Here is a 13,775-nt window from a genome sequence, read left to right as displayed (position 1 = left end):
TTGCCCGATGCAAAGGCATCGGGCTGCGGCACCCTCCTTGCGGATCGCGCGCGCCAGTGGAGAAACAGAGCGATCCCAGGAAGCCAGGAAAGGCTCCAGAGAAGTCGGCGCCGCTTGCGAAGCGCTCAGTTGCCCGTCGGCGTCCAGCCGAAGCGCGCCTTGATCCGCTCGGCAAGCTGGTCGCGCACCGCGCGATAGGCTTCGAGGATCTGCTCGCGGCTGCCGCTGACGAGCGTCGGGTCGGGGGTCGGCCAGTATTCGACGCTGACCGCCATGCTGCGCGTCAGTTCCAGCGCCCGGTGATGCGCCTCCGGCGACAGCGTGATCACGACGTCGAAATTCGTGTCCTCGAGGTCCTCGATCGTCTGCGGCCGGTGGCGCGTGAGATCGATACCCTGCTCGTCCATGACCGCGGTGGTGAAGGGGTCGGCCTCACCCTTGCGCACGCCCGCCGAGGCGACATAGAGCCCGCGCGGGAAAAGCCGCCGCATCAAAGCGGCGCCCATCGGCGAGCGGACGCTGTTCATGCCGCACATGAAGAGCACGGACCGCGGCGGGCGCGCCGCCGTGCCGGGGTCGGGGCTCGGCGGCGGTGCGGCGTCCAAGCCTCAGCCTTTCCAGTGCAGCGCGCAGACGAGCGTGAACAGGCGGCGCGCGGTCTCGAAATCGACCATGATCTTGCCGGCGAGCCGCTCCATCAGGAGTTTCGAGCCCTCGTCGTGGACGCCGCGCCGGCCCATGTCGATCGTCTCGATCTGGCTCGGCGTCGCGGTCCGGATGGCGGCGTAGTAGCTGTCGCAGATCGTGAAATAGTCGCGCACGATGCGGCGGAGCGGCGTCAGCGACAGGAGGTGCAGCACGAGCGGCCGGTCTTCGGCATCGCGGATGTCAAAAACGAGGCGGTTGTCACGCACGGCGAGATGCAGGCGATACTCGCCCGCCGCATGGCCGGGCAGGACGAAGCGGTTGTCCTCCACGAGATCGTAGATCGCGATGCGCCGCTCATGCTCGACATCGGCCGTCGAGCGCCCGATGGAGCCCGGGTCGAGCTCGACCGCGACGAGCCGTCCCGCTTCGCCTCCGTTGTCCTCCGCCATCGCCGGACGCTCCCTCGGACGCGCCTCTCCGGCGCCGCTCGCCGATCCTGCTACAGATTGAGCCGGATCGCCACCGAGCGGGCATGGGCGCCGAGCCCCTCGGCCTCCGCAAGCGTGATCGCCGCCGGACCGAGCGCGCGGAGCTGCTCCGGGCCGGTGCGCAGGATCGAGGTCCGCTTCATGAAGTCGAGCACCGACAGGCCCGACGAGAACCGGGCCGAGCGCGCCGTCGGCAGCACGTGGTTGGAGCCGCCGACATAGTCGCCGATCACCTCCGGCGTCGAGCGGCCGATGAAGATGGCGCCGGCATTGCGAACACCGGCGAGCAGCGGCTCGGGATCGGCGACGGCGATTTCGAGATGCTCCGGCGCGATGCGGTTGGCGAGCGGCAGCGCGGCCTCGAGGTCGTCCACCACGATCACCGCGCCGAAGTCGCGCCAGCTCGCCGCGGCCGTCTCGCCGCGCGGCAGCGTCTTCAGCTGCCGCTCGACGGCCGCCTCGACGGCATCGGCGAGCGCCGCGTCGTCGGTCATGATCATGGCCTGCGCGGCCGTGTCGTGCTCGGCCTGCGCCAGCAGGTCCGCCGCCAGCCAGTCGGGGTCGTTCGCGCCGTCGGCGAGGATCAGCACCTCGGAGGGGCCCGCCATCATGTCGATGCCGACCGTGCCGAACACCTGCCGCTTCGCCGCGGCGACATAGGCGTTGCCGGGGCCCACGATCTTGTAGACGGGGGGGATGGTGGCCGTGCCATAGGCCAGCGCGCCGATCGCCTGCGCCCCGCCGATCCGGTAGAGCTCGTCGACGCCGGCGAGCTTCGCCGCGACGAGGACGAGCGGATTGACGACGCCGTCCGGCGTCGGGACGACCATGACGACGCGGTCGACGCCCGCGACCTTGGCCGGCACGGCGTTCATCAGCACGGAACTCGGATAGGACGCGGTGCCGCCCGGCACATAGAGACCGACCGCCTCGATCGCCGTCCAGCGCGAGCCGAGCTCGACGCCGAGCGCATCGGTATAGCGGTCGTCCTGTGGCTTCTGGCGCTCGTGATGGGCGCGGATGCGGTCGCGTGCCAGCGTCAGCGCGGCGCGGGTCTTGTCCTCGACGGCGAGCTCGGCGGCCGCAAACTCGGCCTCGCCGACGGCGAGCGTCTCGGGCGTCAGCGGCAGGCGGTCGAAGCGGGCGGTGTAGTCGATGACCGCCTGGTCGCCGCGGGCGCGCACATCGGCGAGGATGGTGCGCACCGTGCTGTCGACATCCTCGGACACCTCGCGCTTGGCGGCGAGAAGCGCGGCGAAGCGCGCTTCGAAATCGGCGTCGGACTGGTGAAGGCGAATGGCCAAGGCACTGCTCCTGCTGGCACGGCACGCGGCCGCGACGCGGGAGTGTCTAGCGCCTCTGCCTCCTGCGGGAAAGGTCAAGGAGGAGGCAGTCGGTCACGCCCGCGCTCAGGCCTTCATCGTCTCGGGCGCCGCGTCGATATCGTGCTTGGGGCAGCAGGCAGTGGCCCAGGCCGGGCCGAAATCGCTGATCGCCGCCTCGATGCATTCGACATCGAGCGCGATCGCGCCGCCGCCGGCGAAAATCAGCGTCACCGTGCCGCCGGGCGCCTCGGCCGGATCGAAGGCGATGGCCAGAAGATCAAGCACGGCATCGGGATTGGAGCGATCGATGCCCGAGGAGCGCACGCCGCGCACATTGTCGAAATGGAAGCCGGCGCGCCGCCGCTCCCAACTCTTCTTCAGCGTGCCCTCGGCGGGTTTTTCCCAGACGAAGCGGTTGATCACCGCCGCGAAGCGCCGCTCGCGCGGCAGGAAGGTCATGTCGCCGACCTTCAGCACCGCGTCCTGCACATGTGCCGAGACGACCGCGAGATCATCCTCGTCGAAGGCAACGAGCTTCAGCCGATCCATCGTGACGCACCCCAGATTGTGACTGCAAGTCAAACCCGGTCATCCGGGCCTGCTAACCTGACGCCAAGGTGGGATGCGCCGTGCAATTGCGCAAGAAGAGGGCGCGAAGACTCAGCCGCTGATGCGTTCGATGGTCGCGCCGCAGCGCGAAAGCTTGTCCTCGAGCCGCTCGAAGCCACGATCGAGATGATAGACGCGGTTGACCATCGTCTCGCCCTCGGCGGCGAGGCCCGCGATGACCAGCGAGACCGACGCGCGCAGGTCGGTCGCCATCACCGGTGCGCCCTTCAGCACAGGAACGCCGACGATGGTCGCGTTCTGCCCGTCGAGATGGATCTCGGCGCCGAAGCGGGCGAGCTCCTGCACATGCATGAAGCGGTTCTCGAAGATCGTCTCGCGGATATGCGAGGTGCCATGCGCGCGGCAGACGAGCGCCATCAGCTGCGCCTGCAGATCGGTCGGGAAGCCGGGGAACGGCTCGGTGACCACGTCGACGGGGCGCAGATCCGCGCCGTTGCGATAGACGCGGACGCCGGAATTGGTGACCGTGATCTCGGCGCCGACCTCGGAGAGGATCTCCAGCGGCCGCTCCAGCGTATCGCCGCGTGCGCCCTCGAGCAGCACGTCGCCGCCCGTCATCGCGACGGCCATGGCATAGGTGCCGGCCTCGATGCGGTCCGGCATCACTGAATGGCGCGCGCCATGCAGGCGGCTGACGCCCTCGATGCGGATGGTCGAGGTGCCGGCGCCGCTGATCTTCGCGCCCATCTTGATGAGGCAGTCGGCGAGATCGACGATCTCCGGCTCGCGCGCGGCGTTCTCGATTGTAGTCTCGCCGTCCGCGAGCGTCGCCGCCATCATGGTGACATGCGTCGCGCCGACCGTGACCTTCGGGAACACGACGCGGCCGCCCTTCAGCCCCTCGGGGGCGCGGGCGATGACATAGCCGGCATCGATCTCGATCGAGGCGCCGAGCGCGGTGAGCGCCTCCAGGAAGAGATCGACCGGGCGCGTGCCGATGGCGCAGCCGCCCGGCAGCGACACCTTGGCGAAGCCCTCGCGGGCGAGCAGCGGCCCGATCACCCAGAAGCTGGCGCGCATCTTGGAGACGAGATCATAGGGCGCCGTCGTGTCGACGATGGTGCGCGCCGTGAAATGCGCCGTCTCGGAGGAAAGCTCCGGATCGCCGATCCGCTTGCCCGAGATCGTCATGTCGACGCCGTGATTGCCGAGAATGCGCTTCAGGAGCGCGACATCGGCGAGGCGCGGCAGATTGGCCAGCGTCAGCGTCTCGTCGGTGAGAAGGCTCGCGATCATCAGCGGCAGGGCGGCGTTCTTGGCGCCGGAAATCGGGATCGTGCCGTTGAGGCGCGCGCCGCCGACGATGCGAATCTTGTCCATGAAGGGGGACCCCGTTTCTCGAATCAGCGCGCGACGTCTAGCCGCCGAACGTTCAGAAGGCGCCGTTTACCTGACGATTGCGGCCGACTCAAGGATCGCGGGGGCGCGGGCAAGGGTGCAGCAGGCCCCTGAGGCGAGCCGGCGTGGTCCCGCGCAGGCACGCGCCGCGGCGCGCCTCAGGGCGTCTCGTCGTCCTCGTTCGCTGCGAGGTCGGCGCCGGGCAGGGCCGCGCGGGCAGCCGCCTTGCGCTTCATGAGATTGGCCTTCAACGCCGCGGCGAGCCGCGCCTCGCGCCCCGCCCGCTCCGTCTCGCCCCGCGGTGAAGAGCCTGGCTCGCTTCGCGGGGAAGAACCGGGCCGCACTTTCTCGTCCTTCGGATCCATCATGCGCCGAAAATCCCGCCTTCGCCCCGGCTTGGCAAGAGGGCATGGTCCGGAGCCGGAGCCGGAGCCGGAGTAGGGGCAGGGGCAGGGGCAGGGGCAGGGGCAGGGGCAGGGGCAGGGGCAGGGGCAGGGGCAGGGGGTGAGTTCCTCCGGATCGGCCGTTACGACAGCGACAGCATCCGGTGAGCCGTCATGGCCGGGCTCGACCCGGCCATCCACGTCTTCCTTGCGTCATCCGTCCCGGCCCGCCACGCTGAAAGTCGTGGATGCCCGGGTCAGGCCCGGGCATGACGCCCTGGAACGGGTCGCGGCGATCCGGTCGAGATGGAACACGCGGAATGAGGCCGCAGCGCCCGGTCGGCGGCCCAAGCGGTCGACGCCCGCGCGTCGAAGTCGGTGGGAAACGACGGCTTTCGCGCGACGGGGTCCGAAGGCGGCTTGATCCCCCGCCACCTCTGTGGCAGATAGGCCGCCGTCCGCGCCGGAGCCCCGCTCCCGCGCCCCGGCGCTGCAGTAGCTCAGTGGTAGAGCACTCCCTTGGTAAGGGAGAGGTCGAGAGTTCAATCCTCTCTTGCAGCACCATTTAGCCTGCCTTCAGCCCTACCTTCCCCAAACCACCGCGTTCTCGTGGCGCTTGATGATGTGTTTCAGGTCTTCGAACGCGGCCGTGACGTAGCCGGCGAAGCGTTCGGCGGCGGCGGAGCGGGGGCCGCCGGTGCGGCGGAGGATGCCGAGGGAGCGGTTGGGTTGCGGGATCTCGTAGGGGAGGACCGTGACGCGGTTTTCCTTCCTCTGCGCGAAGACGACCGAGAAGGGCAGCACCGCGAGCGCGTCGGTCTCGGCCAGATAATTGATGACGCTCATCAGCGAGCCGCCTGAATAGCGCACATTCAAATCCGACATGCCGATGCTCATCAGGATCATCTGCAGGTCGGACATCAGCGGCGAGCCGGGCAACGGCGCGACCCAGGGGAAGCTCGTCAAGTCGTGGGCGCGCAGGCGGCGGTTGCGCAGCAGCGGATGCTGCGGGCGGCAGGCGACGATGTTGCGGCCGGGCAGGATCTCGGTGAACTCGAAGCCCGGCCCGAGATCGAGCACGCCGATCGGCACGATGCCGAGATCGATCTGCCGGCCTTCGAGCGCGGACACCATCTCGGGCAGGTTGAGATAGCTCTGCTGGATGGTGATCTCCGGCTCGTGGTTCTGGAACTCGCCGATCATCCGGCTGATCATCGCATCCATGAAGAAGGGCACGCCGCCGACGCGCACGACGCCCTTGGTGCCCTTCATGAAGCCCTGCACGGCGTCGGAGGCCTTGCGCGAGGCGGCGATCATCACGCGGCCCTGCGCGGCGAGCTGGGCGCCGAGCGGCGTCGCCTGGAGCGGCCGCCGGCCCTTCATGAACAGCGGCTCGCCCACGCGGGCTTCCAGCATGGCGAGCGAACGGCTCACCGCCGGCTGGGTCAGGCCCAGCATGGCGGCCCCTTCCGAGACGCCGCCGGCATCGAGCACGGCGGCGAGCTGCATCAGGTGGCGCTCGTTCAGCCTCATACCAAAATGCTATATTGACCGCGCCACAACTCATCAAGCCTCGTCAAACCGCGTGCTACGCCTTCATCCAAGGGGAAGGGAGGCCCCGCGGGAATGCACGGCCAGGGCGAGAGCCAGGGACAGGGAGGCGCTGAGGGGAGGGAGCGCGCACGCGGCCACGCCAACGGGCGGGCCGCCGACGCCGACCTCGCCGCCGCCGAGGGTTCGGGCAGCGCCGACGCGGCGCCGGCCGATGCCGGCGCGTTCGCGACCGAGGCCTTCCTCGCCCGGCTCGCGCCCGATACGCCGCTCCGCCTCGCCGAGACGGCCACGGCCGGCGTCGGCATGCTGCATGCCCTCGTCGCCCAGCTGCGGCCGACCAGCGAGGAATTCCGCCTCGCCATCGATTTCCTGACCGAGGTCGGCCACTATGCCGATGCGCGGCGCCAGGAATGGGTGCTGTTCGCCGATGTCATCGGCGTCTCCTCGCTCATCGAGCGCCTCAATCATCCGCGCCCCGAGGGCGCGACGCCGAACACGCTCGCCGGTCCCTTCTATCGCCCCGACGTGCCGGAACTTCCGCTCGGCGCCAGCATCTCGCGCGACGGCCGCGGCGAGCCGCTCCTCGTCAGCGGACGTGTCGCGAGCCTCGACGGCGCGCCGCTCGCCGGCGCCCGCGTCGAGGTCTGGCAGGCGAATGCCGATGGGCTCTACGAGAACCAGGAGCCGGACCGGCAGCCGGAATACAATCTGCGCGGCCGTTTCGTCGCCGACGGCGAGGGGCGCTTCCACTTCGCGACCGTGCGGCCGAAGGGCTACAGCCTGCCCGCCGACGGGCCGGTCGGCCGGCTGATGGCCGCGCTCGGCATCGGGCTCGAGCGGCCGGCGCATATCCATTTCCGCGTGACGTCGCCCGGCCACGAGACGCTCACGACGCACATCTTCGACGGCAGCGACTCGGCAATCAGCCGCGACGCCATCTTCGGCGTCCGCGAGGGTCTCGTCGCGGAATTCCGGCCGGCCGCCTCCGAGCGGGGGCGGCGCCGCTACACACTCGACTTGAATCTCGTGCTCTGCCCGCAATCGTCGCAGCGCATGAAAGAAACCGGGAGGAGATGACGCATGGCACAGGTCAGCGGATACCATCATCTGACGATGTCGACCGATGGCGCGCAGGAAGACTTCGATTTCTATACCAAGGCGCTCGGCCTGCACTCGGTGAAGCGCACGGTGCTCTTCGACGGCGTGATCCCCGTCTATCACCTTTACTACGGCTCGCCGAACGGCGACGCCTCGACGATCATCACGACCTTTCCGTTCCGCAAGCCCGGCGTGTTCGGCCGGCGCGGCACCAACCAGTCGCGCACGATCATGCAGTCGATCCCCGTCGGCGCCGCCGATTTCTGGGTCGAGCGGCTGAACAAGCGCGGCATCGAGGCGACCAAGCTGACCCGCTTCGGCGCCGACCGCGTCGCCTTCGCCCATCCCTGCGGCATCCTGCACGAGCTCGTCGAGAGCGACGGCGACAGCCGCGAGCCGATCACCAACGAGAAGCAGGGCATCGGCCGCGACCACGGCATCAAGGGCATCTATGGCGGCGCCGTCGCGGTGACCGACCGCACCGCGATGGACGATTTCCTCACCATCGCGCTGCCGCTGGAGAAGGAGGCCGACACGCATGAGGGCCTCGTCTTCCGCGTGCCGGATGCGAACGGCGTCGTGCAGCGCGTCGAGGTGATCGTCGATCGCGACAGCCCGCAGGGCACCTGGACGCTCGCCGGCGGCACCATCCATCACCTGGCGCTCAACACCGGCAACGAAGAGAACCAGCTGAAGCTGCGCGCCCATATCGAGGGCCTCGGCTTCACGGACATCTCCGAGCAGAAGGACCGCAACTACTTCAAGTCCTGCTATGTCCGTTCGCCCGGCGGCGCGCTGTTCGAGCTCGCCTGGACGACGCCGGAAGGCTGGGCCAAGGACGAGCCTCCGGGCGCGATCGGCAAGACGCTGGTCTTCCCGCCCTGGTTCAAGGATCGCGAGGACGAGCTGCGCGCCGGCCTGGAGCAGGCGGAGTTCGCATGACGTCCGAGCCCGGACCCCTGAGGATCGGGCCGACCGGTCCGTCGGCGAAGGCGCTCTGCGTCTTCGTCCACGGCCGCGGCCAGACGCCGGAAGACATGGAGGCGCATGTGCTCGCCCGCCTCGGCGCGGACGACATCGCCTTCGTGCTGCCGCGCGCACCCAAGGGGGCCTGGTACCAGGCGCGCGCCGTCGATCCGCTCACGCCCGTCGCCCGGGCCGAGCTGGCGACGGCGCTCGATCATCTCGCGGCGGCTGTGGCGGCGGCGCGCTCGGCCTATCCCGGCCTGCCGCTTCTGCTCGCCGGATTCTCGCAGGGCGCCTGCCTCGCCATCGAATATGTCTGTGCCGGCCTTCCGGCGCCCGAGGCGCTGGCCGCCCTGACGGGCTGCCGCGTGGGCGTCCCCGCCGATGGCCGCGCGAGGGGCGCGCCGCGCGGGCTTCCGGTCTATCTCTCCGGCGCCGATGCCGATCCCTGGATCCCGGCCGAGGCGGCGGCCGACGCCATCGGCTCGCTCGCCGGGCAGGGCGCGGTGCTGCGCGCCGATCTCTTCCCCGGCCGGCCGCACGAGGTCTCGGATACCGAGATCGCGATGCTGCGCGGCATGCTGGACGATGTCGCCGCCGGCCGGACTCCCCGCATGGAGGCGCCGCGATGATGCAGGAATTCGTCTTTCCGGGTCTCACCACCCGTGTCGTGTTCGGTTCCGGCACCATGAGCCGGGCGGGCGAAGAGGTGCGCCGGCTCGGCCACGAGCGGGCGCTGGTGCTCTCCACGCCGCACCAGAAGGCGGATGCCGAGCGGCTGGCGGAAAGCCTTGGCGATCTCGCGGCGGGCGTCTTCGCCGGCGCCGTCATGCACACGCCGGTCGAGATCACCGCGGAGGCGGTCGAGGCCTATCGCGCGAGCGGTGCGAGCGCGGTCGTCAGCCTCGGCGGCGGCTCGACGACGGGCCTCGGCAAGGCGATCGCCGTTCGCACCGGCGCCGATCAGGTCGTGATCCCGACCACCTATGCCGGCTCGGAGATGACCGACATCCTCGGCGAGACGGCCAATGGCGAGAAGACGACGCGCCGCTCGCCGGACATCCGGCCCGAGACGGTGATCTATGACGTCGACCTGACGCTGTCGCTGCCGGTCGGCCTGACCGTGACCTCGGCGATGAACGCCATCGCCCATGCGATGGAGGCCTTCTACGCGCCGGACCGCAATCCGGTGATCGAGCTGATGTGCCGCGACGCGATGACCGCCTTCCGCGACGGCATTCCGCGCATCATCGCGAGCCCGCATGATCACGACGCGCGGGGGCGCGCGCTCTACGCCGCCTGGTGTTGCTCGACGGCGCTCGGCTATGTCCAGATGGCGCTGCATCACAAGCTCGCCCATGTCTTCGGCGGCTCGTTCGACACGCCGCATGCCGAGACGCACGCGATCCTGCTGCCCTACACCACCGCCTTCAACGAGGAGGCCGTGCCCGACCTGCTGTCACCGATCGCCGAGGCCTTCGGCGGCGGGTCGGCGGCCGGCGGCCTCTATGATTTCGCCCGGAGCATCGGCGCGCCGCAAAGCCTCGGGGAGATCGGCATCGAGGAAGCCGATCTCGACCGGGCCGCGGCGATCGCGGTGAAGAACGCCTACCAGAACCCGCGGCCGCTCGAACGGGCCGCCATCAGGGATCTCCTCCAGGCGGCGTGGGAGGGACGCCGCCCGGGGCGCTGAAGAAGAGAAGAACGAGGGAGGAACAGATGATCACGAGACGCAATTTCCTGAAAGCCGGCGCGGCGACCGGTGCGGCGCTCGCCGTCCCCGCCCTTGCCGCGCCCGCCATCGCGCAAGGCGCCAAGATCAAGCTCGGCTACGTGTCGCCGCAGACGGGGCCGCTCGCCGGCTTCTCCGAGAGCGACGCCTTCAACATCAAGGCCTTCCTGGCCTCGGATGCCGGCAAGAATTTCGAGGTTCTGGCCAAGGACAGCCAGTCCAACCCGAACCGCGCCGCCGAGGTCGCAAAGGAACTGATCGTCGACGGCGAGATCGACCTGATGCTGGTCGGCTCGACGCCGGAGAACACCAACCCCGTCGCCACCACCTGCGAGGCGGAAGGCGTACCGGTCGTCTCGACCATGGCGCCCTGGCAGCCCTGGTTCATCGGCCAGCAGGGCAATCCCGGCGACCCGGCGTCGTGGAAGCCGTTCAACTACGCCTATCACTATTTCTGGGGTCTCGAGGACATCATCGCGACCTATACGTCGATGTGGAAGCAGCTCGCGACCAACGGCAAGGTCGGCGGCCTCTTCCCGAACGATGCCGACGGCAACGCCTGGGGCGATCCGAAGAACGGCCTGAAGCCGGGCCTCGAGGCGGCGGGCTTCTCGCTGGTCGATCCCGGCCGCTACCAGAACCTCACCGACGACTTCACGGCCCAGATCAACGCCTTCAAGTCGGACGGCGTCGAGATCGTGACGGGCGTCGTCATCCCGCCGGACTTCACGACCTTCTGGAACCAGGCGCGGCAGCAGGGCCTGAAGCCGAAGGCGGTGACGGTCGCCAAGGCGATCCTGTTCCCGCAGTCGGTCGAGACGCTGGGCGATGCCGGCAACAATCTCTCGTCCGAAGTCTGGTGGTCGGCCTCGCATCCCTTCAAGTCGTCGGTCACCGGCCAGAGCTCGGCCGAACTCGCCGCCGCCTTCGAGGCGGAGACCAAGCGGCCCTGGACGCAGCCGATCGGCTTCGTGCACTCGCTGTTCGAGGTCGCGGCCAATGTCATGGGCCGCGTGTCCGATCCGACCGATGCCGATGCCGTCGCCGCCGCGATCGCCGCGACGAACATGTCGACCATCGTCGGCAAGGTGGTGTGGGACGGCAAGGGCGTGCCGCCCTTCGCGGCCAAGAATGTCTGCAAGACGCCGCTCGTCGGCGGCCAGTGGCGCAAAAAGGAGGGCGGCTTCGATCTCGTGATCGTCGACAACTCCAACGCGCCCGAAATCCCGGCCGGCGGCAAGATGGAGCCCCTGTCCTGACCGATCGGGCGCGGCGGGCGGCGCAGAGCCGCCCGCTTCCGATCCGTGAAAAGGCATGGAACCGATGATCCTCAGCCTCGACAGCGTGTCCAAATCCTTCGGCGCCCTGAAGGTCGCCGACGGCGTGACCTTTGCTGTCCCCAAGGGCGAGGCGCTCGGCATCATCGGCCCGAACGGCGCCGGCAAGTCGACGCTGTTCAACCTCATCACCGGAAACCTGCTCGCGAGCGGCGGACACATCACCTTCGAGGGACGCGACGTGACGCGGCTGCCGGCGATGGAGCGCGTGCGCATGGGCGTCGGCCGCTCCTTCCAGATACCGCAGCCTTTCGAGGGGCTGACCGTGTTCGAGAATCTCCTGACCGCCGCCACCTTCGGGCGAGGCGGGCGCGAGGCCGAGATGGTGGAGGATTGCGCGCGCATCCTCGAGGAGACCGAACTGCTGAGGAAGGCGAACGCCGTCGCAGGCAGCCTCAGCCTGCTCGACCGCAAGCGGCTCGAACTCGCCCGCGCGATGGCGACGGGACCGAAGCTGCTGCTCCTCGACGAGATCGCCGGCGGGCTCACCGAGGCGGAATGCACGGCGCTCGTCGCCACCATCCGCGGCATCCATGCCGGCGGCACGACGATCATCTGGATCGAGCATGTGCTGCACGCGCTGACTTCGGTCGTCCAGCGCCTGCTGGTGCTCGATTTCGGCCGTGTCATCGGCATCGGCGCGCCGGACGAGATCATGGCCTCCAGGGAAGTGCGCGAAATCTATCTGGGGCTCGAGGTCTGATGCTGCTCGAGACCCGCGCCCTCACCGCAAGCTACGGCCAGTTCCGCGCCCTGTTCGGCGTCGACATCGCCGTCGATGCCGGCGAATGCGTAGCCATCATCGGCGCCAATGGCGCCGGCAAGTCGACGCTGATGCGCTCGATCACCGGCGTGCTGCGCAACGAGCCCGGCATGGTGCTGCATCGCGGCGAGCCGATCGGCGCGCTGCCGGCCGCCGATGTCCTGAAGCGGGGCATCGCTATGGTGCCGGAGGGGAGGAAGCTCTTTCCCTCGCTGACGGTCGAGGAGAACCTCCTCATCGGGGCCGGGGCGCGCAAGGCGGCGGGCCCCTGGAACCTCGACGCGATCTACGATCTCTTCCCGATCCTGCGCGAGAGGCGCCGCAACCCCGGCACGGCGCTTTCCGGCGGCCAGCAGCAGATGGTCGCGATCGGCCGCGCGCTGATGTCGAACCCCGAACTGCTGCTCTGCGACGAGATCAGCCTCGGCCTCGCGCCGGTGGTCATCCGCGACATCTATGCGAGCCTGCCGCGCATCCGCGCCGGCGGCGCGGCCGTCGTGCTGGTCGAGCAGGATATCGGCAAGGCGCTCGCCGTCGCCGATCGCATCTACTGCATGATGGAGGGGCGCGTGACGCTCACGGCGCCGGCCGGCACGGTGTCGCGCGAGGCCATCCATGCCGCCTATTTCGGAGCCGCGGCATGATGATCGTCGACACGCTCGTCCAGGGAATCCTGCTCGGCGGCCTCTATGCGCTGTTCGCCGCCGGCCTCAGCCTCGTCTTCGGGATCATGCGGCTGGTCAATCTCGCGCATGGCGACCTCATCGTCTTCGCGGCCTATCTGATCCTGCTCGGCGTCTCCACGCTGGGGCTCTCGCCCTTTCTCGCCGCCCTCGTCGCGGCGCCGCTGATGTTCCTCGCCGGATGGCTGCTGCAATCGCTGGTGCTCAACCGCGTGCTCGGCAAGGACATCCTGCCGCCGCTCCTCGTCACCTTCGGGCTCTCTGTCGCGTTGCAGAACGGCCTGCTCGAGGCCTTCTCGGCCGACAGCCGCCGCATTCCGGCCGGGACGCTGGAGGGCGCCTCGCTCGATCTCGGCGTCGTCACGGTCGGCGTGATGCCGCTCCTGACCTTCGGCTCGGCGATCCTCGTCATCGTCGTCCTCAATGCGATCTTCTATCAGACGGCGCTCGGCCGCGCGTTCCGCGCCACTTCCGACGACCCAGTCACCGCCTCGCTGATGGGCATCGAGCCGAAGCGCGTCTTCGCGGTCGCGACCGGCCTCGCGATGGTCGTGGTGACGGTGGCGGCGCTCTATCTCGGCATGCGCGCCAATTTCGATCCCTCGATCGGTCCGGCCCGGCTGCTCTACGCCTTCGAGGCCGTGATCATCGGCGGGCTCGGGAGCCTCTGGGGGACACTGGCCGGCGGCATCATCATCGGCGTCGCGCAGACGCTGGGCGCCGCGATCAACCCGGAATGGCAGATTCTCGCCGGCCATCTCGCCTTCCTGGCCGTCCTTCTCGTCAGGCCGCGCGGGCTCTTCCCGCGCGCGGTGGATTGAGGAGGCGCC

The 13,775-nt window shown here is 69.3% G+C and carries 15 protein-coding genes and 1 tRNA gene; 9 read left to right on the top strand and 7 right to left on the bottom strand.

Annotated features, from left to right (window positions below; genetic code table 11):
• Positions 1–125: 125 nt before the first annotated feature.
• From QO015_RS08605 to QO015_RS08580, 6 genes are all read right to left on the bottom strand, one after another.
• Positions 126–536, bottom strand: a complete 411-nt coding sequence (locus tag QO015_RS08605; protein WP_266282399.1) for an arsenate-mycothiol transferase ArsC — start codon at positions 534–536, stop codon at positions 126–128.
• A 72-nt stretch (positions 537–608) separates the two neighbouring features.
• The gene (locus tag QO015_RS08600; RefSeq protein WP_266280054.1) at positions 609–1,097 is read right to left on the bottom strand and encodes a UPF0262 family protein; all 489 of its coding nucleotides are present in this window, start codon (positions 1,095–1,097) and stop codon (positions 609–611) included.
• Positions 1,098–1,147: 50 nt separating this feature from the next.
• On the bottom strand, positions 1,148–2,440 hold the full coding sequence (gene hisD, locus QO015_RS08595; protein ID WP_266280056.1) for a histidinol dehydrogenase: 1,293 nt from the start codon (positions 2,438–2,440) through the stop codon (positions 1,148–1,150).
• Positions 2,441–2,545: 105 nt separating this feature from the next.
• On the bottom strand, positions 2,546–3,010 hold the full coding sequence (locus QO015_RS08590) for a DUF2948 family protein (protein ID WP_266280058.1): 465 nt from the start codon (positions 3,008–3,010) through the stop codon (positions 2,546–2,548).
• Between the two features lie 111 nt (positions 3,011–3,121).
• Complete coding sequence (murA, locus tag QO015_RS08585; protein ID WP_266280059.1) at positions 3,122–4,411, bottom strand: UDP-N-acetylglucosamine 1-carboxyvinyltransferase; 1,290 nt, start codon at positions 4,409–4,411, stop codon at positions 3,122–3,124.
• 176 nt (positions 4,412–4,587) lie between these two features.
• The gene (locus QO015_RS08580) at positions 4,588–4,797 is read right to left on the bottom strand and encodes a hypothetical protein (protein ID WP_266280061.1); all 210 of its coding nucleotides are present in this window, start codon (positions 4,795–4,797) and stop codon (positions 4,588–4,590) included.
• A 504-nt stretch (positions 4,798–5,301) separates the two neighbouring features.
• On the opposite strand from QO015_RS08580, the gene QO015_RS08575 reads away from it, so the two are divergent.
• A tRNA-Thr gene (locus tag QO015_RS08575) sits at positions 5,302–5,376 on the top strand.
• A gap of 18 nt (positions 5,377–5,394) precedes the next feature.
• On the opposite strand, the gene QO015_RS08570 is transcribed toward QO015_RS08575, so the two are convergent.
• Complete coding sequence (locus QO015_RS08570; protein WP_266280062.1) at positions 5,395–6,345, bottom strand: LysR family transcriptional regulator; 951 nt, start codon at positions 6,343–6,345, stop codon at positions 5,395–5,397.
• Positions 6,346–6,438: 93 nt separating this feature from the next.
• On the opposite strand from QO015_RS08570, the gene QO015_RS08565 reads away from it, so the two are divergent.
• The 8 genes from QO015_RS08565 to QO015_RS08530 all read left to right on the top strand — a co-directional run bounded on the left by QO015_RS08565 (position 6,439) and on the right by QO015_RS08530 (position 13,766).
• Entirely contained in the window at positions 6,439–7,443 is a 1,005-nt protein-coding gene (locus QO015_RS08565; RefSeq protein ID WP_266280063.1) for a dioxygenase family protein, read from the top strand.
• A gap of 3 nt (positions 7,444–7,446) precedes the next feature.
• The gene (locus QO015_RS08560; RefSeq protein WP_266280064.1) at positions 7,447–8,406 is read left to right on the top strand and encodes a VOC family protein; all 960 of its coding nucleotides are present in this window, start codon (positions 7,447–7,449) and stop codon (positions 8,404–8,406) included.
• Positions 8,403–9,062, top strand: coding sequence for an alpha/beta hydrolase (locus tag QO015_RS08555; protein WP_266280065.1), 660 nt, complete (start codon positions 8,403–8,405; stop codon positions 9,060–9,062). Before QO015_RS08560 ends, QO015_RS08555 begins: the two co-directional genes overlap by 4 nt.
• Positions 9,059–10,123 carry a maleylacetate reductase gene (locus QO015_RS08550; RefSeq protein WP_266280067.1) on the top strand — a complete coding sequence of 355 codons (1,065 nt, stop codon included), beginning with the start codon at positions 9,059–9,061 and terminating at the stop codon, positions 10,121–10,123. The genes QO015_RS08555 and QO015_RS08550 overlap by 4 nt, the downstream gene beginning before the upstream one ends.
• Before the next feature lie 26 nt (positions 10,124–10,149).
• Positions 10,150–11,421 carry an ABC transporter substrate-binding protein gene (locus QO015_RS08545; RefSeq protein ID WP_266280068.1) on the top strand — a complete coding sequence of 424 codons (1,272 nt, stop codon included), beginning with the start codon at positions 10,150–10,152 and terminating at the stop codon, positions 11,419–11,421.
• A gap of 64 nt (positions 11,422–11,485) precedes the next feature.
• Positions 11,486–12,202, top strand: coding sequence for an ABC transporter ATP-binding protein (locus QO015_RS08540; RefSeq protein ID WP_266280069.1), 717 nt, complete (start codon positions 11,486–11,488; stop codon positions 12,200–12,202).
• Positions 12,202–12,906 carry an ABC transporter ATP-binding protein gene (locus QO015_RS08535; protein WP_266280071.1) on the top strand — a complete coding sequence of 235 codons (705 nt, stop codon included), beginning with the start codon at positions 12,202–12,204 and terminating at the stop codon, positions 12,904–12,906. Before QO015_RS08540 ends, QO015_RS08535 begins: the two co-directional genes overlap by 1 nt.
• Positions 12,903–13,766 (top strand): branched-chain amino acid ABC transporter permease, encoded by an 864-nt coding sequence (locus tag QO015_RS08530; protein ID WP_266280073.1) that lies wholly within the window; start codon positions 12,903–12,905, stop codon positions 13,764–13,766. Before QO015_RS08535 ends, QO015_RS08530 begins: the two co-directional genes overlap by 4 nt.
• The last annotated feature ends 9 nt before the right edge of the window (positions 13,767–13,775 follow it).

Origin of the sequence: Kaistia geumhonensis (genome assembly GCF_030815145.1) — a bacterium.
Lineage (GTDB): Bacteria > Pseudomonadota > Alphaproteobacteria > Rhizobiales > Kaistiaceae > Kaistia > Kaistia geumhonensis.
This window is presented reverse-complemented; position numbering and strand designations above follow the sequence as displayed.

Bases quoted from the DNA above. Each gene is read 5' to 3' on its own strand.
- QO015_RS08605 (WP_266282399.1), bottom strand. From the start codon at position 536: ATGTGCGGCATGAACAGCGTCCGCTCGCCGATGGGCGCCGCTTTGATG.
- QO015_RS08600 (WP_266280054.1), bottom strand. From the start codon at position 1,097: ATGGCGGAGGACAACGGAGGCGAAGCGGGACGGCTCGTCGCGGTCGAG.
- QO015_RS08590 (WP_266280058.1), bottom strand. From the start codon at position 3,010: ATGGATCGGCTGAAGCTCGTTGCCTTCGACGAGGATGATCTCGCGGTC.
- murA (WP_266280059.1), bottom strand. From the start codon at position 4,411: ATGGACAAGATTCGCATCGTCGGCGGCGCGCGCCTCAACGGCACGATC.
- QO015_RS08580 (WP_266280061.1), bottom strand. From the start codon at position 4,797: ATGATGGATCCGAAGGACGAGAAAGTGCGGCCCGGTTCTTCCCCGCGA.
- QO015_RS08570 (WP_266280062.1), bottom strand. From the start codon at position 6,345: ATGAGGCTGAACGAGCGCCACCTGATGCAGCTCGCCGCCGTGCTCGAT.
- QO015_RS08565 (WP_266280063.1), top strand. From the start codon at position 6,439: ATGCACGGCCAGGGCGAGAGCCAGGGACAGGGAGGCGCTGAGGGGAGG.
- QO015_RS08560 (WP_266280064.1), top strand. From the start codon at position 7,447: ATGGCACAGGTCAGCGGATACCATCATCTGACGATGTCGACCGATGGC.
- QO015_RS08555 (WP_266280065.1), top strand. From the start codon at position 8,403: ATGACGTCCGAGCCCGGACCCCTGAGGATCGGGCCGACCGGTCCGTCG.
- QO015_RS08550 (WP_266280067.1), top strand. From the start codon at position 9,059: ATGATGCAGGAATTCGTCTTTCCGGGTCTCACCACCCGTGTCGTGTTC.
- QO015_RS08545 (WP_266280068.1), top strand. From the start codon at position 10,150: ATGATCACGAGACGCAATTTCCTGAAAGCCGGCGCGGCGACCGGTGCG.
- QO015_RS08540 (WP_266280069.1), top strand. From the start codon at position 11,486: ATGATCCTCAGCCTCGACAGCGTGTCCAAATCCTTCGGCGCCCTGAAG.
- QO015_RS08535 (WP_266280071.1), top strand. From the start codon at position 12,202: ATGCTGCTCGAGACCCGCGCCCTCACCGCAAGCTACGGCCAGTTCCGC.
- QO015_RS08530 (WP_266280073.1), top strand. From the start codon at position 12,903: ATGATGATCGTCGACACGCTCGTCCAGGGAATCCTGCTCGGCGGCCTC.